This window comes from Acidiphilium sp. PA, from assembly GCF_026191915.1.
Lineage (GTDB): Bacteria > Pseudomonadota > Alphaproteobacteria > Acetobacterales > Acetobacteraceae > Acidiphilium.
The window spans coordinates 160,140-183,920 of sequence record NZ_JAIMBY010000006.1 but is presented as its reverse complement, the minus strand read 5'-3'; the positions used below and the strand labels follow the sequence as shown (position 1 = coordinate 183,920).

Genomic DNA, 23,781 nt, shown 5'->3' with positions numbered 1-23,781 from the left:
GCTACGTTGCGGCCCCAAGTGGCCAGGATGGGCCCGATCCGACGCCAGCCGTCCTGCCCTGGGTCGCCACCCAGGGCAGGACATTCCTCGTGGAACACAGGCAATATATCAGGATTCGATATTACAAGGATGGGCAGAGCCCTTGCGAAGCCCATCGATCACAACACCACAATCGACCCATCCGCCCCTTCAACCATCACCATGAAATCAATCCGGCCTCACCCATCACCCCCAACATCCGCCACCACCAAACCCCCCAACCAAAAATCTAACAAACCTCCTAACAAACCCCTTTCTCACCCCCCACCGACCGTGGTTTACGTACGGTCATGATCGCAAACGCGCCGTTCATGCCTGCCGACCCGACCGAGCGCTTCACGGTGATCTTCCGTGCCCTGCAACGCTCGGTTGCCGACAACGGCTACCGCCTCAAAATCCACGGCCCGCTCATCGTCCTGATCTGGAACTACCTCGCCCGCCAGATCGCCCGCTTCGCCCGCATCGCATCCCGCCCACCCCAATCCCCGCGCACCCGCACCCGCGCTCCCAAACCGGTCGAGCGCGAACCCGTCACCGCCAAACCCAAACCACCCCTCACCCTGCCCCGCGGCTTCGCCTGGCTGATCCGCCTGCTCCCCAACGGCCCCGCCACCGTCGTCGCCGGTGCCGCCGCCCGCGCCGATCTCCAGCTTTTCATGGAAGACCCCATCGTGCTGGACCTGCTGGCCACCCACCCCAGCCTCGGCCGCATCCTCCGCCCCCTCCACACCATGCTCGGCCTGCGTCCCCCCCAAATCATCAAACGCCCCAGAAAACCCAGAAGCGAACCCACAGGCGAACCCAACCCCCGCCCCAAACGCCCCCGCCCCAAGCGCCAGCCCGACTTCATGGCCCAATACAAAGTCAACCCCGACGGCAGCATCGACTTCACGCCCGAACAACTCCGCGACATCCTCGGCCCACCCCCACCGCCCGTCCCACCCTGGCACCACCCTTTCGTGCCCTCGTTCGACGCCAAAAAAATGTGGCGCAAAGGCCCGCGGGGCTGATGCACGCCCAATTCGTTACGATAACGAAACAATATACCCAAAAAAGCAAGGGAAGCTCTTCTTTTTTGTGAACAAAAAAGAAGCAAAAAAAACTTTGTTAATTTGGGTCCGTGCCGGCTGAAACGCCCGTGCCCCAGATTAAAAGACTTTGTTAATCTGGGCCCGTGCCGGCTGAAACGCCCGTGACCCAGATTAAAGAAAGTTTTTTGCTTCTTTTTTACAAAAAAGAAGCCTTCCCTACCCCAAATTCCCACCTGCCGTTGGCCGCTTAAAAAACCCCGGCTCAGCGGGCGGTGCCGCGAAATCCTCCGTCACTGTCACCACTTCCGCCCCCGGCGGCCCGCGGCGGCAGGCGCGCAGCAATTCTTCGACGGCCGGCGCATCGCCTGCGATCAGCGCCTCCAGGCTGCCATCGCGGCGATTGCGCACCCATCCGGCCAGGCCGAGCCGGCGGGCCCGCGCCACCATCCAGTCGCGGAACCCCACGCCCTGCACCCGACCCGTGAAGATCAACGATTTCGCGATCATGCGCCGTACGCCATCCTCATGCGCGGGTCAGAGTAACGAACTCCACGGCCGATGCAATGTCGCGCGCCACCGCATCGCGCCGAAGCGCCGCCTCGGCATCGATCCCCCAGGACTGCTCCTGCCAGCTCTCGTCCAGCCGCGCCAAAGCGTGCGCGGCCGCCGCATCGATCGCACCGCTCACCGCCGCCAGCCCCAGCACCAGACTGCCCAGCGCGGGCACCGCGACCCCGAGCCCGGCCAGGGCCCAATTATCCTGCGCCGCCAACGCATCCGCCAACGCCTGCATCGTCGCCGCCGGCTGCGTCACAGCGATAATGCCATGTGTCACCATGAGCCGCGCGCCATAGTGCGCTGCCGCCCAATCGAGCCAGGGCTGCCACTCGTCGTGCTGGCGGGCCGCGAGGCCGGCGGGCGCATCGGCGCGGTAGCACAACAGATCCGTCTCACCATAGGCCAGCAGATTGCGCCGCAGCGCGCCGGGGTCGGGCGCCACCCGCTCGATCGCCGCCCCCGCCAACCGTGTCAGTGGCAGATCATCCGGGATCACGGTGGCATTGGCCGCCCGCCATTCCCCCGCAATCGCCGCCGCCAGCGGCCGATGCGCCACCGCGAGCGCGGCCCCGCCCGGCAGGCGCACCGGCTTTCCGTCCAGGTACACACCATACCCGGCCGCATCCGCCGCCACGCTCACCTCGATCCAGAAGCGGCGCATCGGGGCTCAGTGAAACAAGGATCGGAGCAGATTCTGCGGCCCGCTGGCGGGCGCGCCGCCGCCAGCACCACCAACCGGCGCCGGCAGCATACCCCCCGCCGGCCCGCTCGGCATCGGCCCGCTGTTGCCCAGCCGCGCCAGCGCCAGCGCACCGGTGCAGCTTTGCGGATCGGCAGGCTTCGGCGCCAGTCCGAGATTCTGCGCGAGCCGCCCCAGCACCGTACCGCCGTTATGGCCAAGCTGCTGCGCCAGCGCCGCCGCCGTCGCGCCATAATCCCCGGCCGGCGCAATCCCCTCACGCGGATGCGCGAACGTGCCGCTCACCGAAATCGGAATCGGCGCCGACCCCGTCCCCACCCGCACCGTCGGGCGCAGGATCAGGTTGAGCCGCTCGGCACCGAGATCGAGCGAGCCGGTCCCGGTCAGATACATCCGGCTGGAATCCAGCGTCAGCGCCCGCACGTTCGCCAGCCCGTTGCGCGCATCCAGCCGTCCGGCGAAACAGCGCACCATCACCGGCCCCTGCGCGCCGACCATCGAGGCAGGCAGCCCGACCGCGCTGAGCGAGGAGCCGAACAACCGATCGAGCAGCGTCCCGTCGATTTCACCGTTCACCGTCGAAACCCCCAACGTGCCGTTCAGCGTCGCGGCAATCCCCCGCGGCGTGTTCCCCTGTCCGGCCAGGTTGGCGTACAACTGCACCGTCGCCGCCGCGCTGTTCGGCAGGCCGAGCACCGTCAGCAGCGGTGCCAGCCGGAACGCCGGCGCCGCCTCGGTCACGTGCACGCGCGGTGGATTGGCCTTCGCATCGATCGCCACGGTGCCCGTGATCGAGCCACCTGGCAGTTCCGCGGTGATCGGCCGCACATTCAGCACACCGTCATGCAGCAACCCATGCGCGGTGATCGCGTCATAGGTCGCGCCATCGTACATCAACTGGCCGATCGTCAGTTCGACATTGCCATTGCCCCGGCGCAGCAAACCGAACGGCAAGGGCGTCGCAGGGATCAAGTCCCCAGCCTGTGTGGCGCTCGGCGGCACGGTGGCCTGCGGCGCGGTCGCGCCGGCCGTGGCCGGCTTCGGCATCGCCCGCAGCAGCGCCGTCAGATCGATCCGCGGCGCGTTGATCACTGCCTGCAAATCCGGCGTCGCCCCCTGCGTCAGGCTGAACGCGCCGCCGAACTGCCCCTGATCGGCGGTAACCGCCAGGCTCTCAAGCCCGACCGCGCGCGACAACCCTTGCCCGCCCGGATCGGTCAGCAGACCGGACAGGCCGATATTGGTCCAGGCCGGCAACGGCTGGCCCGCCAGATCGGAAAGATGGGCCAGATTGGGCACCTGTGCCGTGATTTTCAGCGCAACGCCCGCGAGTTTCTCGGGGCTTGCAATACCGCCGGCCACGCCGAACTGCGCATTGCCCACCTTCGCCGCCAGATTGACCGCAAACCGCTCGGTGGCCCCGGCCGCACCCACGGTGCCGCGCGCCGCCGACTGCGGGATGGGTATATCGAGCGCGGCGGTCAAAATCGGCCCGAGCGGCCCGGCCGTCCCTTCAAGCCCGACCGGTTTGCCCTGATACGCCCCCGCCAGCGCGATGCTCAAGGGTTGGTCGAGCGAGGTCATCGTCGCGTTCAAGGACGAAATCGACAACCCTTTCCGCCAGGTATCCAGATCCGACCGGCCGGCGGTCAGGCTCGCATTGCTGATCGTCGGCAGCCCTGGCGTCGCTTGATCGGCCTGGGTGATCGATGCCGAAAAGGCGACCGTCTGCAACGGTGGCAGGTTCATGCCCCCCGCATACGGATCGAGCGCCGCCAGATCGGGAATCGCCGCATGCACATCGAGCGCATAGCCCTTGAGATGGCGCGGATGCGCGATACTGCCCTTCAGCCGCAGGGTCGCGTTCTGTGCCCCCAGCGTGACATCGACCGGCCACGCGCCCGCGCCGCCGCTCAGACGCGATACCGGCCCGGTGGTGCCGGTCAAGGTGAACGGCTGGGAATCGTATTGCGCCTGCGTCGACAGATGCAGCGGCGCCGCGAGCGACGCCGCGCTGCCGGTAAAATGGGCGATGTTCAATACGGTCGGCGCCGCCGCCGCAGCGGCCTGCCCGGGCTGCAACGGCACCAGCGCCGCCGGGGGCTTGTAGGTGATCGTGCCGTTCTCGATCGAAACCGATTGCAGCGCGATGCCATGCGTGGATTTCGCCGGCGCCGGCGCCGGCGCCGTGCCGGAGGCGCCCGGCGTGGCCGATGGGTGATCGAACAGCCAGTTGGGTGTCCCGGTCGGCCCATATTCCAGCGTGATCACCGGGTCGATCAATGCGAGCTTGATGATATCGATCCGGTGGCTCAGCAGCGGCAGCAGCGCCACCTGCGCCTCGATCCGCTGCAGGCTCGCCATATCGGCATCGGCATAGCCGGGCGGATTGGCGAGCGTGATCCCGCTCGCCGAAATCGTCGGCACCAGCGACAGGGTCATGTGCAGCGGCCCGGCGATGGTCAGCTGCCGCCCGGTCGCCTGTTCCACCGCGGCGATGATGCGGGGTTTGTAGGAATTCGGATTGAACGTCGCGACAAAAATCGCCAACGCCGCCACCGGCACGACGATCACGAGAGCGACGACGATCAGCGCAACGCGGCGAACGGTACTGGATTTCTGCATGATATCCCGCATACGGAGTTTTGCCGACCTTCGCGAGCAAACGACGGCCGCATTGCGATTAATTCAGAAGCCGAACATATGATCGAAAGAAAACGCGCCCGCAGGTTGCGTTTGCTGGCGTTGCGTTTGCTGGCGCTTGCCGTGGTAGCCGAACAACCGGCACGTCAGATCGCGGATGATCACATACCCCCCCGCCGCACGCGCCAGATCATCCGCCCCGAACAGGTGCCACGGCTCGACCAGCGCCGAGCCCGAACAGGCGATCGCCAGCGGCGCTTCGGCCACCACCGCCCCGGTCGCATCGTGCAGATGCAGCATCGTCGATGAATACGGATGCCACGCCGCCGAGGCCGGATACACCAGCACGCAGAAACTCGGCATCGCCGCCGTGCCCAGATCCAGAAACAGTCGCGTCGTCAGCCCCGGCGGCGGCCCGGCGTAGGATTGCGGCTCGCCCTTCCAGGTCATCACCGTATTGAACATATGCGCGCCGAAACTGGTCTCGGCGGCGTGACTGCCATCGCGCAACTCGTAGCGGAACAGCCCGTGCAGCCAGCCATCTGCCTCACCGCCGGACGCGAAATCATACACCAGCTCGCCATGCCCGCCCGCCACCAGCGCATCAGGCGGCAGGATGTCATCGATGTCGATCGCCACGGCATGATCCCGCGGCAGCGCGCCATAGGCCCGCTCGGCGATTTTCGAACCATCCGGTGCGAAGACATCGAGCCGGATCGGCAGATCGGCCTGCGCATGCGCCATCGGCGTCGGCAGCGCGACCGATGTGTATTGCGTGCGCGGCAGGATCGGAAACGGCAGCAAGAACCCCCGGCCCAACAGCGGCGACAGGGTTTTCAACGATGGATCAGGCCGCAGGTCGGCCCGCTCGACATTGATATGCGCCATCCGGGTCCGGCCGTTGCGCACCACCTCGTAGCGCGGCCGCACCACATGCCGCCCGGCCCGCACCTCGATCTGCGCCGGCCAGCGCAGATCGGGCAGCACCGTGCCCACATCGATCGCGCGGGTCGCGAACGGCGGGATCGCCTCATCGAGCGCCACCGGCGCCTCGGCCCCCATCCGGTCAAACCCGATCGCGCCGGCGGGAATCGGCACCGCGTGGCTGTTCTGCACCCACAGCACCACCCGCTCGTCATCCCGCGGCGCCGGCAAGCCGGCAAACCGCTCGGAGGGCCAGGCATTGGCATCATGCGTGCACGACAAACTCGCCCCGCCATCGGTCGCATAGGTGTCGAGCGCGTATTTCACGACGTCATGCCCCGCGACACCGATCGCATGCACGAACAACTGCCCGGTGAACGGCCCGATATCATGCGCCCGCCGCACCTCCGCACTGCTCAGGCTGACCGTGCCGGCATGATCGGGAATCGCGCATTCGAATTCGGTCAGCACCGCACCCGCCGCATCGAACAACCGGCACCACAGCCGCACCGCGTGCCCGCCGTAGCCTGACCAGTAATTCGCCGTCACCAGCCGCGTCGCCATCCGGTCGTCATCGCGGAAGAACACGAAATTGGTCGCGAAATTCAGCGGGTCCAGATACCGCCGCCGGTTGGTCAGCATCGCATCCGGCAGGCGCACGTCATCGAGCGTCAGAATTTTCGTCCCGGCCGGCGCCAGGAAGCTGACCCGCTCGACCAGCCGCGCCGCATCGAACGCCGCGATCAGGACCGTCGCCGCCCCGCTCTCCGCCAGCGCGGTCAATGGCAGCGTGGCGATCCCTGCCCGCATCTCACCCAGCGCCAACGTGTCGTGCACATAGACCGCCTCGACCGGAAACGCCGGTGCCAGCGCCCGCAGCGGCGCGAAAATCCGCTCCGGATCATACACTGCAACCGCCCCGCGCGCGGCCAAGGTCGCGGCCAGGACCGCCAGCCGCTCCGCCGCCAGCGGATGCGACAGCGCCTTGTAGACCGCGTTGCCGCCCTTCACATTATCGAAGGTATCGATCTCGAGCATCGCTTCATATCCCCAGGCGGCGGCGCAATTCGCCGGCCGCCATCGGCGTATCGTCGAGCGGCGTCACCGGCCAGAGGTCGAGCCGCCCGGCAAAATCCCGCGCCCGGCCGCAGGCCACCATGTCATCCATGAACGCGCCGATCCGCGTCGATTTGCCCGGCAGGCGCGCCAGCATCACCGGTGCCGACGTCGCCACCGCCTCGGACACCATCGAGACCGAATCCGCCGTCACCACGATCGCATCGGCCAGCGCCAGCATCCCGAAATACGGATTGTCGCCGGCCATGTCCCACACCCACGCGCCGCGCGGGGCCAACGTTTCGTGAAACATCGCCCGCGCCGCCGCATCGGTCCGGCGCGATGGGGTCAGCATCACGCTCGCCCGGTCGGCATCCATCATGCCGGCCAACCCGTCCGCAATCTGCCGGGCCGCCGCGGTGTCCAGCCGATACCGCCCGTTCGACCCGCCGATCAGCACAGCGACCAGCGGCCGCGGCAGGTGCGCGAATACCGGCGCCCACTGCGCCCGCGCCTCGGCCAGCCGCGCCGGTGTCACCCGGTGCATCGCGGTCCGCGCGACGATCACGTTCGGCCCGGTGATCGCGTCATGCGGTGCCGCGATGATCGCATCGAACCGGTCCGCATCCATCCGCGGATGCTGAATGATCACCGCCGGCAGATCGGGCCGCCGCAGCGCCGCCACCAGCCGTGCCGCCGCCCCGCCCGCGCCGATCATCAGATCGCCATCCGGCCCAGCCAGCGCGCCCGCCTCCACCGCACAGGTCGCGCGCGGCCACAGCATCGGCGACAGATAATTCCACGGCGCCTTGGGTACGATCACGCGATTATCGGTCGCGAACCCGGCCGCCTCGGCAAGGCCCAGCGCCTGGTTGCGCAGCCCTGCCAGGTCGGTACATAAAATCCGCGCGGTCACCGGATTGTCAGCATCGAGCGTCACGATCGCGCGCTCGTCGGTCATAAGGGGCAAAACGGCCATGGCGGCGTTTTGGGTCCACCTCCCGATTTCGTCAACTGATGCCGTTTGCAGCCAGCGCCGCCGCCAGCGCCGCACCGCCCAGCGCCGCGCGCGCAAATGCCTGCCCCCGCGCCGCCAGCGCCGCCCGCCGCCCGGCATCCTCGGCCAATTCACGCAGCAGCGCCGCCGCATGGCCCACATCCGGCGCCGCCCACAAACTCGCCGCCCCTTCGTAGTCGCCGCGCGGATCATCGACCGGCACCAGCCGATACGACACCAGCGCCGCACTCGTCTCATCCATGAACTGCAGCGTGCCGGACCATCCGGTCGCCACCACCGCAATCCCCCGCAGCATTGCCTCCGCCGGCACCAGCCCGAACCCCTCGGCGCGATGCAGGCTCATCACGATATCGGCACTCGCCAGCAAGGCCCGCAGTCTCTCACCCGACCATACCTCATCGATCAGCCGGATATTCCCCACCCCGCCGATCGCCGCCCGCAGCACCGCCATATCCGCCGGAAACGCCGCGCCACCCGCCAGCTTCAACACCAAAATCCGATCCGCCCGAGTCCCGAACGCCGCCCGATGCGCCGCGATCGCCGCCAAGGGGTTCTTCCGCGCGAAACTCGCGCCCAGATTCGCGATCACCACGGTCACGACCGCCGCCGCCGGCAAATCGAACAACCCCCGCCGGGCCTGCGCCGCGATCAAATCCACGGCACCCAGCGGATAAGGCACCAGCCGCACCATGCCCGGATATACGCGCTCGATCGTGGCCTTGGTGAACGCCGAGGGCGCCCAGATCTCATGCACAAACCTTGCGCCGCCCCGCCACGATCGCGGCAACGCCTCCAATTCCCAGTTCCACACCCCGATCACCCGATGCCCGCGCAAATAATCCCGCGGCGCCCGCGCCAGCATCAACGGGATCGATGGCGCATTCACATGCAGCAACACCGCTGCCCCCGCCGGCAGATCCGCCGGCACCGGCCGCCGTAACACGCCTAATTCCACCGACCCCACCGATGGCACCAGCGCCCGCACCCCGGCCTGCAACACCCTTGCCGCCTCACCCAGGCCGGAAATCCGCGCCATCTCGCCCGCAACCACGACGCCGGTGCTCGCTGCCGGTGCCACCGCATCCGCCCGTGGCGCCAGCGCCGTCGCTAGTGCGCGCAATCCTGCGCGCCGCGCACCGGGCGGCAGGATGCGCCATGCGCGATGTACGAGGCCTAGGCGGTTAGACATGGAAGGCAGCAAGTTTTTCTTTTTTTGTAAAAAAAGCAGCAAAAAAACTTTTATTCGTTAGGGCTGTGCGCGCGAAAACCCCGGTTGCCAAAACCAATAAAAGTTTTTTGCTGCTTTTTTTCAAAAAAGCAGGGCTTCCCGTCCCTACCCCCATCTGCCCCCACGGTTGCAGCATTTTCATCTCCGGTTAGACTGACGCCATGGCGCGGAAAAACCTTCTGCCTGATCGATCGGAAAACGCACGGTGATGGAAGCTATTACCGCGCCCGCGCACGTCCCGGAAGCGAGCGACCTGCCCCGCTTTCCCGTCGGGCTGGAACCGCCCGATATCACGCCATGGCTCGCCGGCAACACGGGCCTGCCCGGTTTCACCAGTTTCGCCGCCACCCGCTCCGGCCCGCATGTGCTGATCATCAGCCTGATGCACGGCAACGAGATCGCCGGTGCCATCGCCATCGATGCCCTGCTGCGCGCCGGCATCCGTCCCGAACGCGGCCGCCTCACGCTCGGCTTCGGCAATATCGAAGCCTTCGCCCGCTTCGACGCCGGCAACCCGATCGCCTCACGCTTCATCGATGAAGACATGAACCGCGTGTGGGACATCGCAACCCTCGAAGGCCCGCGCAGCTCACGCGAACTGCAGCGCGCCCGCGCCATGCGCAGCGTCGTCGACAGCGCGGACTGGGTGCTCGATCTGCACTCGATGCTCTGGCCCTCCGACCCGCTGCTGCTGTGCGGGCAGGGCACGCGCGGCAAGACCCTCGCGCTCACCATCGGCACCCCGAACCTCGTCGTCGCCGATTGCGGCCACGCCGGCGGCAAACGCCTGATCGACTATCCGCGCTTCACCGCCGAACACGGCGACGCCGCCTCCGTCCTCGTCGAAGCCGGCCAACACTGGCAAACCCCGACCGTCGCACAGATGACCGCCAGCATCACGGCCCTGCTCCACCATGCCGGCATGCTCCCCAACCCGCCCCAGATCGCGCGGACCAACCCGCCGCGCTTCGCCGAAGTCACCCGCGTCGTCACCGCCACCACCGGGCGCTTCGCCTTCGTCCGCCCCTTCCGCGGCGGCGAGATTATCCCCACCCGCGATACGATCCTCGCCTACGACGGGATCGCCGAAGTCCGCACCCCCCACGATCAATGCCTCCTCGTCATGCCCAGCCACCGCACCGGCCGCGGCCACACCGCCGTCCGCCTGGCGAAGTTCCTGTGATTCTGGTGGGGCTTGGGTGCTGGGTTAAGGAAGCAAGGCCAGGGGCTCTGCCCCTGGACCCCGTTAAAGGCGGAGCCTTTAAAATCCATTAGTTTTAGGTAAGGGGAGGGCGCTGCCTCGGTGGTTCAACTGATCTGGCCCGTGTCGCCCTCCCCTTGCCTAAAACTAGCGGGTTCTAAGGGCTACGCCCTTAGTGGGGGTCGAGGGGGCAAAGCCCCCCGCCTTACTTCCTTAACCCAGCGCCCAAGCCCCGCCAGAATCACAGGGACTCGACCAGGGCGGCCAGTTCGTTGTTGAAGCGGTCGGGGTGTTCCTGCTGGGGGGCGTGTCCGCAGGCGGCGTAGCGGGAGAGTTTGGCGTGGGGGACGTGTGATGCGATGTGTTCGGCCATCGAGGGCAGCACCACGCAATCTTCATTGCCCTGGCTGATCAGGCAGGGCCGGTCGAGCGCTTCGAGCGTCGTCGTGAAATCGAGCGTGCGCATCAACAGAAAGGCCCGCACGGCGGGCGGGGTCAATCCGAGTGCGACGAGGGCGCGTTCGGTATCGGCGACCGGCAGCGGCCTGTAGGTCGTCGCGTGCACGACGTGGCGCACGCCTTCGATCATTACGGCCGGGTCGTCGCTGGCGGCCAGCAAGGCGCCGTCGATGAAGCGTTCGCCGATATGGCTTGGCGGGTTCGACGAGATGACTGCCGCGCCGACGAAATTGACCGCGCCGACGTTCTTGCTGCCGTGCCGCGCCAGGTAATCCGAAATCACGAACCCGCCGTAGCTCCAGCCGACCAGCACGGGTCGTTTCAGCGCAAGCGCGATCATCACGGCCGCGATATCATCCGCCCAGTGCGCGCCGGTCTGATACATCTCGGGGTCGAGCGGCTTGTCGGAAAATCCGTGCCCGCGCAGATCCATGCACACGATCCGATATTTTTCGCGCAGCGCGGAATCGAACTGATTGTGCCAGGCGAGGTAGCAGGCCGACCAGCCGTGAATGAACAGGATCGGCTGGGCGTGTTCCGGCCCCCATTCCCGCACATGCAAGCCCACCCCGCCCGACCCCAACACCCGATGCACCTTGCCGGCTTCGTGTTCGATCATGTGTTCCATCATGGCTCCTATTGGCAGGCGGGATCGCCCGGTTTGCAGTCCGATCGTTCGAGGGCGCGGGTGCGCACCCGGGTCAGTTCAGTGCGGCAGGAGATGATTTCGAGCGGGTGGATCGACCCCCCTTCGGAGCCCGCCGTCCGGTACGCGCATTCGGCATCGCGATACGCCACCCAATCCCGCTCCGCCTGCCGCAACAAATCCTGCCGGTGCGGATCACTGTCGCGCAGGACCCGCGCGTAGACCAGGTCGAGACGGGCGGCGGCGATGCGGAATTCCGCGCTCGCCTGCTGGTTCATCTGCATCTGCGTCTGGGCGACCGCAACGCCGGGGAGCACGGCAAGGCAAAGGGCTGTAAGGCCAGCCCTTTGCCCGATGCGAAACCTCACGCTCAAGCCGCGCGGTTCGCCACGAGATCATCGACCACGCCGGGGTCGGCCAGGGTCGAGGTATCGCCGAGACTATCGGTCTCGTTCGCCGCGATCTTGCGCAGAATCCGCCGCATGATCTTGCCCGAGCGGGTCTTGGGCAGGCCGGGCGCCCACTGGATTTCATCGGGTGCGGCGATCGGGCCGATTTCCTTGCGCACCCACACGATCAACTCCTTTCGCAAGGCCTCGGTCGGTTCCTCGCCGCTGACCAGCGTCACATAGGCATAGATGCCCTGGCCTTTGATGTCATGCGGAAACCCGACCACCGCCGCCTCGGCGACTTTCGGATGCGCGACGAGGGCGGATTCCACCTCCGCCGTGCCCATCCGGTGACCCGAAACGTTGATCACGTCATCGACCCGCCCGGTGATCCAGTAATACCCGTCCTCATCGCGCCGCGCGCCGTCGCCCGAGAAATAATAGCCCGGGAACGTCGAGAAATAGGTCTGGATGAAGCGGTCGTGATCGCCGTAGACCGTGCGCATCTGCCCCGGCCAGCTATCCGCGAGGCACAGATTGCCCTCGGTCGCGCCGGCGAGTTCGTGGCCCTCGGCATCCACCAGCACCGGCTTGACCCCTGGCAGCGGCAGCGTCGCCGACCCCGGCTTCTGATCGACCGCGCCGGGCAATCCGGTGATCAGGATGCCGCCGGTCTCGGTCTGCCACCAGGTATCGACCACCGGGCAGCGATCGTCGCCGATCACATGGCTGTACCAATACCACGCCTCCGGGTTGATCGGCTCACCGACCGACCCCAACACGCGCAGCGATGCGCGCGAGGTCCGTTTCACCGGCGCCTCGCCATCGCGCATCAGCGCGCGGATCGCGGTGGGGGCGGTGTAGAAAATATTGACCTTGTGCTTGTCCACCACCTGCCAGAAGCGCGAGGTGTCGGGATAATTGGGAATCCCCTCGAACATCAGCGTCGTGGCACCGTTCGCCAGCGGCCCGTACACGATGTAGGTGTGCCCGGTCACCCAGCCGACATCGGCGGTGCACCAGTACACCTCGCCCTCATGATAATCGAACACGTATTGATGCGTGAAACTCGCCCACACCATGTAGCCGCCGGTGGTGTGCAGCACGCCTTTGGGTTTGCCGGTCGAACCGGAGGTGTAGAGAATGAACAGCGGGTCTTCCGCGTTCATCGGCTCGGGCGGGCATTCGGCCGGCACCGCGGCGGCTGCCTCATGATACCACACATCGCGCCCCGCCATCATCGCGACATCGCCGCCGGTCGCCTTCACCACCACGACGGATTTCAGCATCGGGCAGGATTTCAGCGCCGCATCCACATTGGCCTTCAACGGCACTTTCCGCCCGCCGCGCCGGCCTTCATCGGCGGTGATCAGAATCGTGGAATCGCAATCCTGGATCCGGTTCGCCAGGCTATCGGGTGAAAACCCGCCGAACACCACCGAATGGATCGCGCCGATCCGCGCGCAGGCCAGCAGCGCCACCGCGGCCTCGACGATCATCGGCAGATAAATCGTGATCCGGTCGCCCTTTTTCGCGCCGAGTGCGACCAGCACATTCGCCATCCGGCAGACCTCGGCATGTAATTCCCGATAGGTCACGTGTTTGCTCTGGCCCGGGTCATCGCCCTCCCAGATGATCGCCACCTGATCGCCCCGCGTCGCCAGATGCCGATCGAGGCAGTTGACCGAAGCGTTCAGCACGCCATCCTCGAACCATTTGATCGAGACATCGCCGGTGAAGGAGGTGTTCTTGATTTTGGTCGGCGCCGTGATCCAGTCGATCCGGTCCTTCTCCGCCGCCCAGAACGCATCCGGGTCAGCGGCGGCGCGGGCTGCCATATCGTGATACCCCGCGCGATCGACCAGCGCGTGCGCCGCAATCTCCGGCATGACTTTGATGAGTGTAGGATGCGACATTCTTGTTTCCTCCGATACGGTTCCAGCACGTATGCCAAAAATCGCGCATTTCCGAAAGGGCACAGGTCGCTGAATTTGAACGGCGGCACACTGCGACCGCGCTAGGTCAGGGGCCCTGCCCCTCGACCCCGCGCGTTCGCAACGCGGCCTCAGGCGGTCCGGTCCGCCGCGATCCCGATCGTCGCCTGTGCCGCGGCAAGCCGCGCGACCGGCACGCGGTAGGGGCTGCACGACACGTAATCGAGCCCGATCTCCTCGCAGAAATTGATCGAGGCCGGATCGCCGCCGTGTTCGCCGCAGATGCCCAGTTTCAGGTCGCGCTTGGTGGCACGGCCTTTTTCGGCGGCGATGCGGATCATCGCACCGACACCTTCGACATCGATCGACACGAACGGGTCTTTCGGCAGAATGCCGGACTCGACGTATTTCGGCAGGAATTTGCCGGCATCGTCGCGCGACAGGCCGAACACGGTCTGGGTCAGGTCGTTGGTGCCGAACGAGAAAAAATCGGCCGATTGCGCGATGGTATCGGCCGTCAGCGCCGCGCGCGGCAGTTCGATCATGGTGCCGACGCTGTATTCGATCGTGGTGCCGGCCGCCGCGAACACGGATTTGGCGACCGCATCGATCTGCGCGCGCGTGATGTCGAGTTCGCGCTTCATGCCGACCAGCGGGATCATGATTTCCGGCACCGGCGCGCTGCCGGTCTCCCGTGCGACCTCGAGCGCCGCCTCGAAAATCGCGCGCGCCTGCATCTCGTAAATCTCGGGATAGGAAATACCGAGCCGGCAGCCGCGATGGCCGAGCATCGGGTTGGCTTCGGAGAGTTCGCCGGCGCGCTGGCGGATCGCGTCCATGCTCATGCCGAGATTGGCGGCGACATCTTCAAGCTCGGCGTCGCCATGCGGCAGGAATTCATGCAGCGGCGGGTCGAGCAAACGGATCGTCACCGGCAGACCGGCCATGATGCGAAACAATTCGACGAAATCCTGGCGCTGATAGGGCAGCAGTTTTTCGAGCGCGGTGCGCCGCCCGGCCTCGTCATTCGCCATGATCATCTGGCGGACCGCGCCGATCCGTTCGGGGTCGAAGAACATATGCTCGGTGCGCGACAGGCCGATGCCCTCGGCGCCGAATTTGCGGGCGGTCTCGGCATCGAGCGGGGTTTCGGCGTTGGCGCGCACCTTGAGCCGGCGGATTTCATCAGCCCAGCCCATCAATGTCGCGAAATCACCGGACAGCGCCGGTTCGATCATCGGCACGAAGCCCGCGAAAATCTCGCCGGTCGCGCCATCGAGGGTTATGGTGTCGCCCGCCCGCACGCTGATGCCGCCGGCAGTGAGGGTTTTCGTGCCGTAATCGACATGAATACCGCCGGCCCCCGCAACGCACGGCCGCCCCATGCCGCGCGCCACCACGGCGGCGTGGCTGGTCATGCCGCCGCGCGTGGTCAGAATGCCGCGCGCCGCGTGCATGCCGTGAATATCCTCAGGGCTGGTCTCGATCCGCACCAGAATGACCGCCTCGCCCTTTTGCGCGCGCATCTCCGCCTCATCGGCCGAAAACACCACGAGGCCCGAGGCTGCACCCGGCGATGCCGGCAGGCCCTTGGCGAGCAGTTTGCGCACCGCCTTGGGGTCGAGCGTGGGGTGCAGCAATTGGTCGAGCGACTGCGGATTGACCCGCATGACCGCCTCGCGCTGATCGATCAGCCCGGCCTGCGCCATTTCCACCGCGATCCGCACGCTGGCGGTGGCGGTGCGTTTGCCATTGCGGGTTTGCAACATATATAATTTGTTGCGCTGAATGGTGAACTCGATGTCCTGCATATCGTGATAATGCCGCTCGAGCGTTTCGCGCACCCGGTTGAGCTCGGCATAGGCCTCGGGCAGCGTCGCCTCCATGCTCAACTCGCCAGGCTTGGCATAGGAGTTCGACAACGGGCGCGGCGTGCGGATGCCGGCGACCACATCTTCGCCCTGCGCGTTCGGCAGGTATTCGCCGTAGAATTCATTAAGCCCGGTCGAAGGATCGCGCGTGAAGCACACGCCCGTCGCGCAATCATCGCCCATGTTGCCGAACACCATGGCCTGCACCGTGACGGCGGTGCCCCAATCGGCCGGGATTTCATGCAGGCGGCGATAGGTGATGGCGCGCTGGTTCATCCATGAGCCGAACACCGCACCGATCGCGCCCCAAAGCTGGTCATGCGGGTCCTGCGGAAACGGCTTGCCGGTTTCGGCGAGCACGACCGCCTGATACTCCTCGACCACGCGCTGCCAGTCCTGGGCCGTGAGTTGCGTGTCTTCGATGGTGCCTTCATCGATCTTGACGGTTTCGATGATCTCCTCGAACCGGTGATGCGCCACACCGAGCACGACCGATCCATACATCTGGATGAAGCGCCGATAGGAATCCCAGGCAAACCGCGCATCGCCCGAGGCCGCGGCGAGGCCGGCGACCGTCTCGTCATTCAGGCCGAGGTTGAGCACGGTATCCATCATCCCCGGCATCGATACCCGCGCGCCGGAGCGGACCGAGACGAGCAGCGGCTTGGTCTTGTCACCAAAGCCAAGGCCGACGCCCTGCTCCACCTTGGCCAACGCCGCATCGACCTCGGCGCGCAACGCCGCGGGATACTGTTTGTCGTTCTTGTAGAACTCGGTGCAGACTTCGGTGGTGATGGTAAAGCCCGGCGGCACCGGCAAGCCGATGCTCGCCATTTCGGCGAGGTTGGCACCCTTGCCCCCCAACAAATTCTTGAGCGCCGCACTGCCATCGCTGGCACCAGGGCCGAAACTATAGACGTATTTGCTCATGGCGGGGTTACCCTTCCAGTTTCGAGAAATCGGCGATTTGGTCGAATTGTTTTACGAAGTCGTTGAGCAGGAACAAACGGTTCAGCCGCAGCGATGGATCATCGGCGTTGACTGTGACGTCATTGAAGAATTGATCGATCGGTTTTCGATAGGCTGCGAGATTCTTCATTGCCGCATTATAGTTTTCAGATTCGATTTCACGACTTAAAGCGGGTCGCCGTTCGTGAAGCAGGGCGGCTAACTGCCTCTCCGTGTCTTCCCTCAGCTGCTCCGGGTCCGCGTTCTGGAGATATGGACCGTCCTTTGCTGACTCGATCCGGAGAATATTAGCGGCCCTGCGATATGCGGCGAGCAAATTCAGCCCATCATCGGTCTGCAGGAAGGATTCGATCGCGTCGATTTTCCGCATCAGACGCACGAGGTTGAAATCCTTACCTTTCGCCAGCACGGAATCGAGAATATCGAATCGCCGTCCCTCGGTTCTCAACTTCACGCGGAGCCGGTCAAGGATGAAGTCGAGAAGGCTATGATCAACGATCAGTCCCGGTTCGTTGAGCGGCAGAGGAAGTCCATTCTCGACAATGATGCGAATGACACCGAGTGCTGCGCGGCGGAGCGCATAAGGATCACCGGATCCGGTCGGCCGTTCCCCACATTCGAAAAATTTGATGAGGGTGTCGAACTTGTCTGCGAGTGCGACGATCGAGGGAACCAGTCCTCGTGGCACTTCGTCAGTCGGTCCCTTGGGCTGGTAATGGGTGCGTATGGCCCGCCCGATTGCGTTGTCTCCGGCATAATATCCGCCGATGATCCCTTGTAATTCCGGAAACTCACCGACCATGCCGGTCACCAGATCGGCCTTGCAAAGTAGCCCAGCACGTTGCGCAGTATAAGCATCTTCAAGCGTGACGCCGAGTAATGATGCAAGTACGCCGGCCATTGTCGAAATCCGCTCGGCGCGCTCGAACTGCGTGCCCAGCTTCGCATGAAACACCACCGATTTGAGCTTCGGCAGATAATCCTCCAGCGGATGCTGCCGATCCTGCGCCCAGAAATGCTCGGCATCCGCCAGCCGCGCCCGCAATACGCGCTCGTTGCCGGCAATGATCGCCGCCCCGCCATCGCTCGCCTCGATATTCGCAACGAATGCGAAATAAGGCGCCGGTTCGCCCGCCGCATCGCGCATCGAGAAATACCGCTGGTTCACCTTCATCGACAGCTCGCGGACTTCCGGCGGCAACGCCATGAACCGCTGCTCGATCCGCCCGATCAGCGGCACCGGATATTCCACCAGCCCGGTCACTTCATCGAGCAATCCATCATCCTTGACGATGCTCAACCCCAGCGCCTGCGCTTCGCGCTGCAACCCATCCGCGATCATCGCCCGGCGCGCCGTGGCATCGGCGATCACCCGCCGCTGGCGCAACTCCGCCTGCCATTGCGCCGCATTGACAACTTTGAAGGTGCCAGGGGCAAGAAATCGATGCCCCTCGGACAGATCGGACGCGACCACCGTCCCCAGCGCAATCGGCACCACCGCGCCATCGAGCAGACACACGATCCGGCGCAGCGGCCGCACCCAGGTGAACGCCGCACTCTGGCCCCAGCGCATCGATTTCGGCCAGGGAAACGCCGCCAGCGCCTTGCCCAGATCGGCCAGAATAACATCCGCCGCCGGCCGCGCCGCCACATGCCGGCGCAACAGGAAATGTCCACCCTCCTCGACCAGTTCATCGCGCTCGGCCTGATTCTTGCGCAAAAACCCATCGATCGCCTGAGACGGCGCGCCTAGTTTCGGCCCGCGCAACTCGGTCTCGCTGGCCGGCATTTCCGGTGAAATATTGGCCGCCAGCGCAATCCGCCGCGCGCCGTAGAACGTCACCACATCGCGCGGCTGAACGGGTCCAAGCGCCTCGCCCACGATTTTCGCGAGGTTCGCCGCCGCCTGCGCCTGCATCCGTGCCGGAATTTCCTCGGAAAACAGCTCCAGAAAAAATTCAGCCATCAGACCAACTCACCCGCGACCCACACCTCGGCACACGCCTTCGCCAGCGCCCGCACCCGGCCGATGTAACTCGCCCGCTCGGCCACCGAGATCACCCCCCGCGCATCGAGCAGATTGAACAGATGGCTCGCCTTGATGCAGTAATCATAGGCCGGCTGAGCCAGACCGCGCTCAACCAGCGCCGCGCACTCCACCTCCGCATCGGCGAAATGGCGGATCAGCATATCGGTGTTCGCAACCTCGAAATTATGCGCCGAATAATCGCGCTCGGCGCGCAGAAACACATCGCCATAGGTCAGCGACCGCGCATTGCCCGCGTCGTTGAACCGCAGATCATAGACGTTCTCGACCCCCTGGACATACATCGCCAGCCGCTCCAGCCCATAGGTCATCTCGAAACTCGGCAGATCGACCGCAATGCCGCCAACCTGCTGGAAATAGGTGAACTGCCCCACCTCCATCCCGTCGCACCATATCTCCCAGCCGAGCCCCCAGGCACCCAGGGTCGGGCTCTCCCAATCGTCCTCGACGAAGCGGAAATCATGCAGCAGCGGGTCGAGCCCGATCGCCCGGTAACTCGCCAGCAGCAGATCCTGCGCATCCGCCGGCGAGGGTTTGATGATCACCTGGTACTGATAATAATGCTGCAACCGGTTCGGGTTCTCGCCGTACCGCCCGTCGGATGGCCGGCGCGAGGGCTGCACATAGGCCGCGGCCCAGGGCTTCGGCCCCAGCGCGCGCAGGGTGGTGGCCGGATGAAACGTGCCCGCCCCCATCTCGACATCGTAGGGCTGCAGGATCACGCAGCCTTGCGCCGCCCAGAAGCGGTGCAACGTCAATATCATATCCTGAAAGCTCAGCGAGGCCGGCGGCGGTGGTTTCTGGTCGGTCATGATTTCATGGTATGCGGTATGGCATTCTTTATGGGCGTTTCTTTGCGGGCGTTTTCGCAATGCACCATTACGGGGCGGATGGCATGAGAGCAAGATTGAGCCGGGCGGACCAGACCGGAATTGCCGTGGTCGTGGCGGTTTCGGCCCTGGCCATTGCGTTTCGGCAACTCACCATCGTGCCGCGCGCCTTCGTGGCGATATGCGCCAGACCCCACCCCCCGCTGATCTGCGCGCCGCGCCAGGCGGTGCTGTGGGCGCAGTACGAGGGCTGGTTCGGCATCGCTGCCCTCGGTCTCGGCCTGCTCGCCTTCGCCCTGGCGCGCCGGTCCCTCGGGGTTGCGGCGCTGGCGGTGGGCATTGCCGCCGTGGTGAATTACAACGGCACCGAAGGCATCATCGGCGCCGCGTTCGGCCTGTGGGGCTGGCTCGAAGCCGCCGCACCGGCCCGCGACAGCGCCGCAACAGGGAGCGACCATGCACGGCAATAATCAGGCGACACTCGATTTCGACCTCGGCCCGGACATCGATGCACTCCGCGACTCCGTCCGCCGCTTCGCCGAAGCCGAGATTGCCCCCCGCGCCGCCGCGATCGACCGCGACAACGAATTCCCGGCCGATCTGTGGGAAAAATTCGGCGCCATGGGCCTGCTCGGCGTCACGGTGCCCGAGGACTATGGCGGCGCCGGCATGGGTTACCTCGCGCACGCCGTCGCCATGGAGGAAATCTCCCGCGCCTCCGCCTCGGTCGGCCTGTCCTACGGCGCGCATTCCAATCTCTGCGTCAACCAGATCAATTTGAACGGCACCGAAGAGCAACGCCGGCGCTATCTGCCCGGCCTGCTTGACGGCACCGCCGTCGGCGCGCTCGCCATGAGCGAGCCCAACGCCGGGTCGGACGTGGTCTCGATGCGGCTGCGCGCCGAAAAACACGGCGCCACCTACGTGCTCAACGGCACCAAAATGTGGATCACCAACGGGCCGGACGCCGATACGCTGGTGGTCTACGCCAAAACCGACATGTCGGCCGGGCCCCGTGGCATCACCGCCTTCATCGTCGAAAAAACCATGCCCGGCTTTTCCTGCGCCCAGAAACTCGACAAGCTGGGCATGCGCGGTTCCAACACCGGCGAGCTGGTGTTCGAGGATTGCGTGGTGCCGGAGGCCAATGTGCTCGGCGGCCTCGGGCGCGGCGTCAACGTGCTGATGAGCGGGCTCGATTATGAACGCGCCGTGCTCGCGGCCGGCCCGCTCGGCATCATGCAGGCCGCCCTCGATATCGTGATCCCCTACGTTCACGAACGCGAGCAGTTCGGCCAGAAAATCGGCGAGTTTCAGCTCATCCAGGGCAAACTCGCGGACATGTACGTCACGCTGTCCGCCGCGCGATCCTACGTGTACACCGTCGCCAAAGCCTGCGATCGCGGCCAGACCAGCCGCAAGGACGCCGCCGGCGCCATTCTTTACGCCGCCGAACGCGCGACCTGGATGGCGCTCGAAGCGATCCAGTGCCTCGGCGGCAACGGCTACATCAACGATTACGCCACCGGCCGCCTGCTGCGCGACGCCAAACTGTACGAAATCGGCGCCGGCACCTCGGAAATCCGCCGCATGTTGATCGGGCGGGAATTGTTCAAGGAAACCGCCTGACCCGCAAGGGTCAGGCGCCGCCTCAGGCGAGCGCGGGGATGGTCACGCCGATCATGTCGCCCGCGCGCACCAGGCGGGCCAGCGCGGCCTCGCTCCAGCCTTCCGTGCCGTGCGGGCGCTGGGGTAGCACCATCCAGCGGTAATCCGCCGTGCTGTCGACCACCCGCAGCGCGGTGGCGGCCGGCAGCGTGGTGCCGAATTCGGTCAGCAACCCCCGCGGGTCGCGCACCGCGCGCGCCCGATAGGCGGCGGATTTGAACCAGAACGGCGGATATCCCAGCACCGCGCGCGGGTAGCAGCTGCACAGGGTGCAGACGACCAGATGATGCAGATCGGCGGTATTTTCCAGCACGCCGAGCGGCGGGGCGCCGCGCATCGGAATGTCGAGCAGCGCGGCGGCGCGGGCGCCATCGGTCAGCATGAGCGTGCGAAACGCGGGGTCGCACCAGGCCCTGGCGACCATGCGCGCGCCCTGGGCCGGTGTGCCGGCATCCGTGATGCGGATGCGTTCGGCGATTTCATCCGGCTGGGCGATGTCCTTCTCCGCGAGCACGCGGCGCAGCGCCTGCAACAGCGTATCGTGGTCGAGCGTCGCGATCGTCATAGCGGCTCCAGCCAATGGGCGAATAATTCGATCACGATATCATCGCCTGTGGCGCCCTCACCCCACAGCGATGGTTGATCGAACCGGACATGATAGAGCGGCGTCGCCGCGGCGGGACGGGCGAAGGCAAGGTCCTCGGGGTTGGGGAAATCACCAAGGTGGCGCAGGATCGTGCCGGTCTGGCCCCGCACGTAATGCGGCGTGCGGATATGGCACCGGCCGCGCAGCTCCGGCCAATCGGCCTTGACGCGCACGCTGCGGCCGGGGGCAAGGCTCATGGCGCGGTCGCCGCCGCCATCAATTCGGCCTCGGTGATGACCGATTTTTCGAGCAGGATCGCGGTGATCGAGCGCAGCCAGCGCTCATAATACGACAGCCCGAAATAGGTCGCCTCGGGCAGTGATTCGATGCCGCGGCGCAGCTCATCGACCGACATGACCTGCTTCTGACCCAGGATCTGACGAATCGCATCGACCGTACGATCGAACTCGGTCAGGCTATGCGGCGACGGATCGACCGGCTCGCACAAAAAGCGCGGCACACCGCCGATATCGTGCATCGCTCTGGGCTCGTCCTGGTCCATGCCGGGAATCCATCATAAATGGCCCATGGGGGCAAGGGTGAAGGGGAAGGAAGTATTTCTTTTTTGTAAAAAAGAAACAAAAAACTTTCTTGACTTGGGGTCGTGCCAGTGAAACGCCCGATAACCAAATAAATAAAAGTTTTTTGCTTCTTTTTTACAAAAAAGAAGTACTTTCTTTCACGTCACGTCACAACCCGCACCATCGAAAACCGCGCCTCCCGCCAGATCTCCCGCGTCATGACATCGGCAAGTACATCCACCGCGTCCCAGAGATCGACATAGCGCAGATAAAGCGGCGTGATGCCGAAGCGCAGCACATCGGGCGCCCGAAAATCACCGATCACGCCGCGCGCAATCAGCGCCTGCGCAATCGGGTAGGCGTGCGCATGACGAAACGAAACCTGGCTCGCCCGCTCGGCATCGGCCAAAGGCGTCACCAGCGTGAACCCCGCATCGCCGCACCGCGCCGCCACCAGATCGATCAACAGGCGCGACAGCGCCAGCGATTTGGCGCGCACCGCCGCCATCGGCGCGCGCAGCGCCAGATCGACCCCAACCTCCAGCGCCGCCATCGCGATGATCGATGGCGTACCGACCGTCGCGCGCGCAATCCCCGCCGCCGGGCGAAATCTGTCCTCGAAGGCGAACGGCGCGGCATGACCAAGCCAGCCGGTCAGCGGATAGCGCACCTGCCCCTGCAAGCCCGGCGCGACATACAGAAACGCCGGCGCCCCAGGCCCCCCGTTGAGAAATTTATAGCCGCAGCCGACAGCGAAATCGACCCGATCCGCCGCAACGTCGAGCGGCACGGCGCCCGCCGAATGCGCCAGATCCCACACCATCAGCGCCCCGGCAGCATGCGCCGCCGCGGTCAGTGCCGCCATGTCGTGCATCGCGCCGGTGCGGTAATTGACATGGGTGAGCATGACCACCGCAACCTCCGGCGTCATCGCCTCGCGCAACCCGCCGGCCGGTACCGCGCGCACCTCATGCCCCTCGCCCAGCGAGGCCGCGAGACCGTCGGCGATATAGACATCGGTCGGAAAATTGCCGGCTTCGGTCAGGATAACCCGCCGCCCCGGCCGCAACGCCAGCGCGGCCGCCAGCAGCTTGTACAGATTGACCGATGTCGAATCAGCCGCCAGCACGCTGCCCGGCGCCGCACCGATCAACCGGCCGATCTTGTCACCCACGGCCTCGGGCAACCCGATCCACCCGGCATCGTTCCACGAGCGGATCAAGCCCTGCCCCCACTCGGCAGCCACCACCGCGGCAACCCGCCCGGCGGTCGCCACCGGCAGCGCGCCGAGCGAATTGCCATCCAGATAGATCACGCCCTCCGGCAGGCTGAACGCATCGCGGAACCCGGCCAGCGGATCGGCCGCGTCCAGCCGCACCAGCGCCTCACGCCGATCGACCACG

22 protein-coding genes are annotated in these 23,781 nt (G+C 65.6%); 5 read left to right on the top strand and 17 right to left on the bottom strand.

Annotated features, from left to right (window positions below):
* Together AruPA_RS10595 and AruPA_RS10590 are read left to right on the top strand one after the other, a co-directional pair.
* Positions 1 to 272, top strand: a 272-nt coding sequence (locus AruPA_RS10595) for a hypothetical protein (protein WP_265636649.1), incomplete at its 5' end; no start/stop codon positions are given.
* Between the two features lie 57 nt (positions 273 to 329).
* Positions 330 to 1,049, top strand: coding sequence for a hypothetical protein (locus tag AruPA_RS10590; protein WP_265636648.1), 720 nt, complete (start codon positions 330 to 332; stop codon positions 1,047 to 1,049).
* Between the two features lie 237 nt (positions 1,050 to 1,286).
* Here the strand turns inward: AruPA_RS10590 and AruPA_RS10585 are convergent, their stop codons facing one another.
* The 7 genes from AruPA_RS10585 to AruPA_RS10555 form a co-directional block, all read right to left on the bottom strand.
* Entirely contained in the window at positions 1,287 to 1,577 is a 291-nt protein-coding gene (locus AruPA_RS10585; RefSeq protein WP_265636647.1) for an acylphosphatase, read from the bottom strand.
* A 16-nt stretch (positions 1,578 to 1,593) separates the two neighbouring features.
* The gene (locus AruPA_RS10580) at positions 1,594 to 2,289 is read right to left on the bottom strand and encodes an ATP12 family chaperone protein (protein WP_265636646.1); all 696 of its coding nucleotides are present in this window, start codon (positions 2,287 to 2,289) and stop codon (positions 1,594 to 1,596) included.
* Positions 2,290 to 2,295: 6 nt separating this feature from the next.
* Positions 2,296 to 4,953 carry an AsmA family protein gene (locus AruPA_RS10575; RefSeq protein WP_265636645.1) on the bottom strand — a complete coding sequence of 886 codons (2,658 nt, stop codon included), beginning with the start codon at positions 4,951 to 4,953 and terminating at the stop codon, positions 2,296 to 2,298.
* Between the two features lie 63 nt (positions 4,954 to 5,016).
* Positions 5,017 to 6,933 carry a hypothetical protein gene (locus tag AruPA_RS10570; protein ID WP_265636644.1) on the bottom strand — a complete coding sequence of 639 codons (1,917 nt, stop codon included), beginning with the start codon at positions 6,931 to 6,933 and terminating at the stop codon, positions 5,017 to 5,019.
* A gap of 4 nt (positions 6,934 to 6,937) precedes the next feature.
* On the bottom strand, positions 6,938 to 7,930 hold the full coding sequence (locus AruPA_RS10565) for a mitochondrial fission ELM1 family protein (RefSeq protein WP_265636643.1): 993 nt from the start codon (positions 7,928 to 7,930) through the stop codon (positions 6,938 to 6,940).
* 31 nt (positions 7,931 to 7,961) lie between these two features.
* Entirely contained in the window at positions 7,962 to 9,158 is a 1,197-nt protein-coding gene (locus AruPA_RS10560) for a glycosyltransferase (RefSeq protein WP_265636642.1), read from the bottom strand.
* Entirely contained in the window at positions 9,151 to 9,333 is a 183-nt protein-coding gene (locus tag AruPA_RS10555; protein ID WP_265636641.1) for a hypothetical protein, read from the bottom strand. Before AruPA_RS10555 ends, AruPA_RS10560 begins: the two co-directional genes overlap by 8 nt.
* Positions 9,334 to 9,405: 72 nt before the next feature.
* On the opposite strand from AruPA_RS10555, the gene AruPA_RS10550 reads away from it, so the two are divergent.
* Complete coding sequence (locus AruPA_RS10550; protein ID WP_265636640.1) at positions 9,406 to 10,380, top strand: succinylglutamate desuccinylase/aspartoacylase family protein; 975 nt, start codon at positions 9,406 to 9,408, stop codon at positions 10,378 to 10,380.
* Between the two features lie 259 nt (positions 10,381 to 10,639).
* On the opposite strand, the gene AruPA_RS10545 is transcribed toward AruPA_RS10550, so the two are convergent.
* From AruPA_RS10545 to AruPA_RS10520, 6 genes are all read right to left on the bottom strand, one after another.
* Complete coding sequence (locus tag AruPA_RS10545) at positions 10,640 to 11,485, bottom strand: alpha/beta fold hydrolase (protein WP_265636639.1); 846 nt, start codon at positions 11,483 to 11,485, stop codon at positions 10,640 to 10,642.
* Between the two features lie 8 nt (positions 11,486 to 11,493).
* On the bottom strand, positions 11,494 to 11,871 hold the full coding sequence (locus AruPA_RS10540) for a lysozyme inhibitor LprI family protein (RefSeq protein WP_265636661.1): 378 nt from the start codon (positions 11,869 to 11,871) through the stop codon (positions 11,494 to 11,496).
* Between the two features lie 2 nt (positions 11,872 to 11,873).
* Positions 11,874 to 13,808: an acetate--CoA ligase gene (acs, locus tag AruPA_RS10535; protein WP_265636638.1), complete on the bottom strand. Its 1,935-nt coding sequence runs from the start codon at positions 13,806 to 13,808 to the stop codon at positions 11,874 to 11,876.
* Between the two features lie 149 nt (positions 13,809 to 13,957).
* Positions 13,958 to 16,627 (bottom strand): pyruvate, phosphate dikinase, encoded by a 2,670-nt coding sequence (gene ppdK, locus AruPA_RS10530; protein ID WP_265636637.1) that lies wholly within the window; start codon positions 16,625 to 16,627, stop codon positions 13,958 to 13,960.
* A gap of 7 nt (positions 16,628 to 16,634) precedes the next feature.
* Positions 16,635 to 18,632 (bottom strand): glycine--tRNA ligase subunit beta, encoded by a 1,998-nt coding sequence (gene glyS, locus AruPA_RS10525; RefSeq protein WP_265636636.1) that lies wholly within the window; start codon positions 18,630 to 18,632, stop codon positions 16,635 to 16,637.
* Positions 18,632 to 19,525 carry a glycine--tRNA ligase subunit alpha gene (locus AruPA_RS10520; protein ID WP_265636635.1) on the bottom strand — a complete coding sequence of 298 codons (894 nt, stop codon included), beginning with the start codon at positions 19,523 to 19,525 and terminating at the stop codon, positions 18,632 to 18,634. Before AruPA_RS10520 ends, glyS begins: the two co-directional genes overlap by 1 nt.
* 83 nt (positions 19,526 to 19,608) lie before the next feature.
* Here AruPA_RS10520 and AruPA_RS10515 point away from each other — a divergent pair, with 83 nt between their 5' ends.
* Positions 19,609 to 20,013: a hypothetical protein gene (locus AruPA_RS10515; protein WP_265636634.1), complete on the top strand. Its 405-nt coding sequence runs from the start codon at positions 19,609 to 19,611 to the stop codon at positions 20,011 to 20,013.
* Positions 20,000 to 21,172 (top strand): isovaleryl-CoA dehydrogenase, encoded by a 1,173-nt coding sequence (locus AruPA_RS10510; RefSeq protein WP_265636633.1) that lies wholly within the window; start codon positions 20,000 to 20,002, stop codon positions 21,170 to 21,172. Before AruPA_RS10515 ends, AruPA_RS10510 begins: the two co-directional genes overlap by 14 nt.
* 22 nt (positions 21,173 to 21,194) lie before the next feature.
* Here the strand turns inward: AruPA_RS10510 and AruPA_RS10505 are convergent, their stop codons facing one another.
* From AruPA_RS10505 to kynU, 4 genes are all read right to left on the bottom strand, one after another.
* Positions 21,195 to 21,776, bottom strand: a complete 582-nt coding sequence (locus AruPA_RS10505; protein ID WP_265636632.1) for a nitrile hydratase subunit alpha — start codon at positions 21,774 to 21,776, stop codon at positions 21,195 to 21,197.
* Positions 21,773 to 22,054 carry an SH3-like domain-containing protein gene (locus tag AruPA_RS10500; protein WP_265636631.1) on the bottom strand — a complete coding sequence of 94 codons (282 nt, stop codon included), beginning with the start codon at positions 22,052 to 22,054 and terminating at the stop codon, positions 21,773 to 21,775. The genes AruPA_RS10505 and AruPA_RS10500 overlap by 4 nt, the downstream gene beginning before the upstream one ends.
* The gene (locus AruPA_RS10495) at positions 22,051 to 22,359 is read right to left on the bottom strand and encodes an SH3-like domain-containing protein (RefSeq protein ID WP_029312478.1); all 309 of its coding nucleotides are present in this window, start codon (positions 22,357 to 22,359) and stop codon (positions 22,051 to 22,053) included. Before AruPA_RS10495 ends, AruPA_RS10500 begins: the two co-directional genes overlap by 4 nt.
* A gap of 182 nt (positions 22,360 to 22,541) precedes the next feature.
* Entirely contained in the window at positions 22,542 to 23,780 is a 1,239-nt protein-coding gene (gene kynU / locus AruPA_RS10490) for a kynureninase (RefSeq protein WP_265636630.1), read from the bottom strand.
* Between the last annotated feature and the right edge of the window lies 1 nt (position 23,781).

Excerpts from the sequence above, each read along its gene's own strand:
- AruPA_RS10590 (WP_265636648.1), top strand. The coding sequence starts at position 330 with ATGATCGCAAACGCGCCGTTCATGCCTGCCGACCCGACCGAGCGCTTC.
- AruPA_RS10585 (WP_265636647.1), bottom strand. The coding sequence starts at position 1,577 with ATGATCGCGAAATCGTTGATCTTCACGGGTCGGGTGCAGGGCGTGGGG.
- AruPA_RS10580 (WP_265636646.1), bottom strand. The coding sequence starts at position 2,289 with ATGCGCCGCTTCTGGATCGAGGTGAGCGTGGCGGCGGATGCGGCCGGG.
- AruPA_RS10575 (WP_265636645.1), bottom strand. The coding sequence starts at position 4,953 with ATGCAGAAATCCAGTACCGTTCGCCGCGTTGCGCTGATCGTCGTCGCT.
- AruPA_RS10570 (WP_265636644.1), bottom strand. The coding sequence starts at position 6,933 with ATGCTCGAGATCGATACCTTCGATAATGTGAAGGGCGGCAACGCGGTC.
- AruPA_RS10565 (WP_265636643.1), bottom strand. The coding sequence starts at position 7,930 with ATGGCCGTTTTGCCCCTTATGACCGACGAGCGCGCGATCGTGACGCTC.
- AruPA_RS10560 (WP_265636642.1), bottom strand. The coding sequence starts at position 9,158 with ATGTCTAACCGCCTAGGCCTCGTACATCGCGCATGGCGCATCCTGCCG.
- AruPA_RS10555 (WP_265636641.1), bottom strand. The coding sequence starts at position 9,333 with ATGCTGCAACCGTGGGGGCAGATGGGGGTAGGGACGGGAAGCCCTGCT.
- AruPA_RS10550 (WP_265636640.1), top strand. The coding sequence starts at position 9,406 with ATGGAAGCTATTACCGCGCCCGCGCACGTCCCGGAAGCGAGCGACCTG.
- AruPA_RS10545 (WP_265636639.1), bottom strand. The coding sequence starts at position 11,485 with ATGGAACACATGATCGAACACGAAGCCGGCAAGGTGCATCGGGTGTTG.
- acs (WP_265636638.1), bottom strand. The coding sequence starts at position 13,808 with ATGTCGCATCCTACACTCATCAAAGTCATGCCGGAGATTGCGGCGCAC.
- ppdK (WP_265636637.1), bottom strand. The coding sequence starts at position 16,627 with ATGAGCAAATACGTCTATAGTTTCGGCCCTGGTGCCAGCGATGGCAGT.
- glyS (WP_265636636.1), bottom strand. The coding sequence starts at position 18,632 with ATGGCTGAATTTTTTCTGGAGCTGTTTTCCGAGGAAATTCCGGCACGG.
- AruPA_RS10520 (WP_265636635.1), bottom strand. The coding sequence starts at position 19,525 with ATGACCGACCAGAAACCACCGCCGCCGGCCTCGCTGAGCTTTCAGGAT.
- AruPA_RS10515 (WP_265636634.1), top strand. The coding sequence starts at position 19,609 with ATGAGAGCAAGATTGAGCCGGGCGGACCAGACCGGAATTGCCGTGGTC.
- AruPA_RS10510 (WP_265636633.1), top strand. The coding sequence starts at position 20,000 with ATGCACGGCAATAATCAGGCGACACTCGATTTCGACCTCGGCCCGGAC.
- AruPA_RS10505 (WP_265636632.1), bottom strand. The coding sequence starts at position 21,776 with ATGACGATCGCGACGCTCGACCACGATACGCTGTTGCAGGCGCTGCGC.
- AruPA_RS10500 (WP_265636631.1), bottom strand. The coding sequence starts at position 22,054 with ATGAGCCTTGCCCCCGGCCGCAGCGTGCGCGTCAAGGCCGATTGGCCG.
- AruPA_RS10495 (WP_029312478.1), bottom strand. The coding sequence starts at position 22,359 with ATGGACCAGGACGAGCCCAGAGCGATGCACGATATCGGCGGTGTGCCG.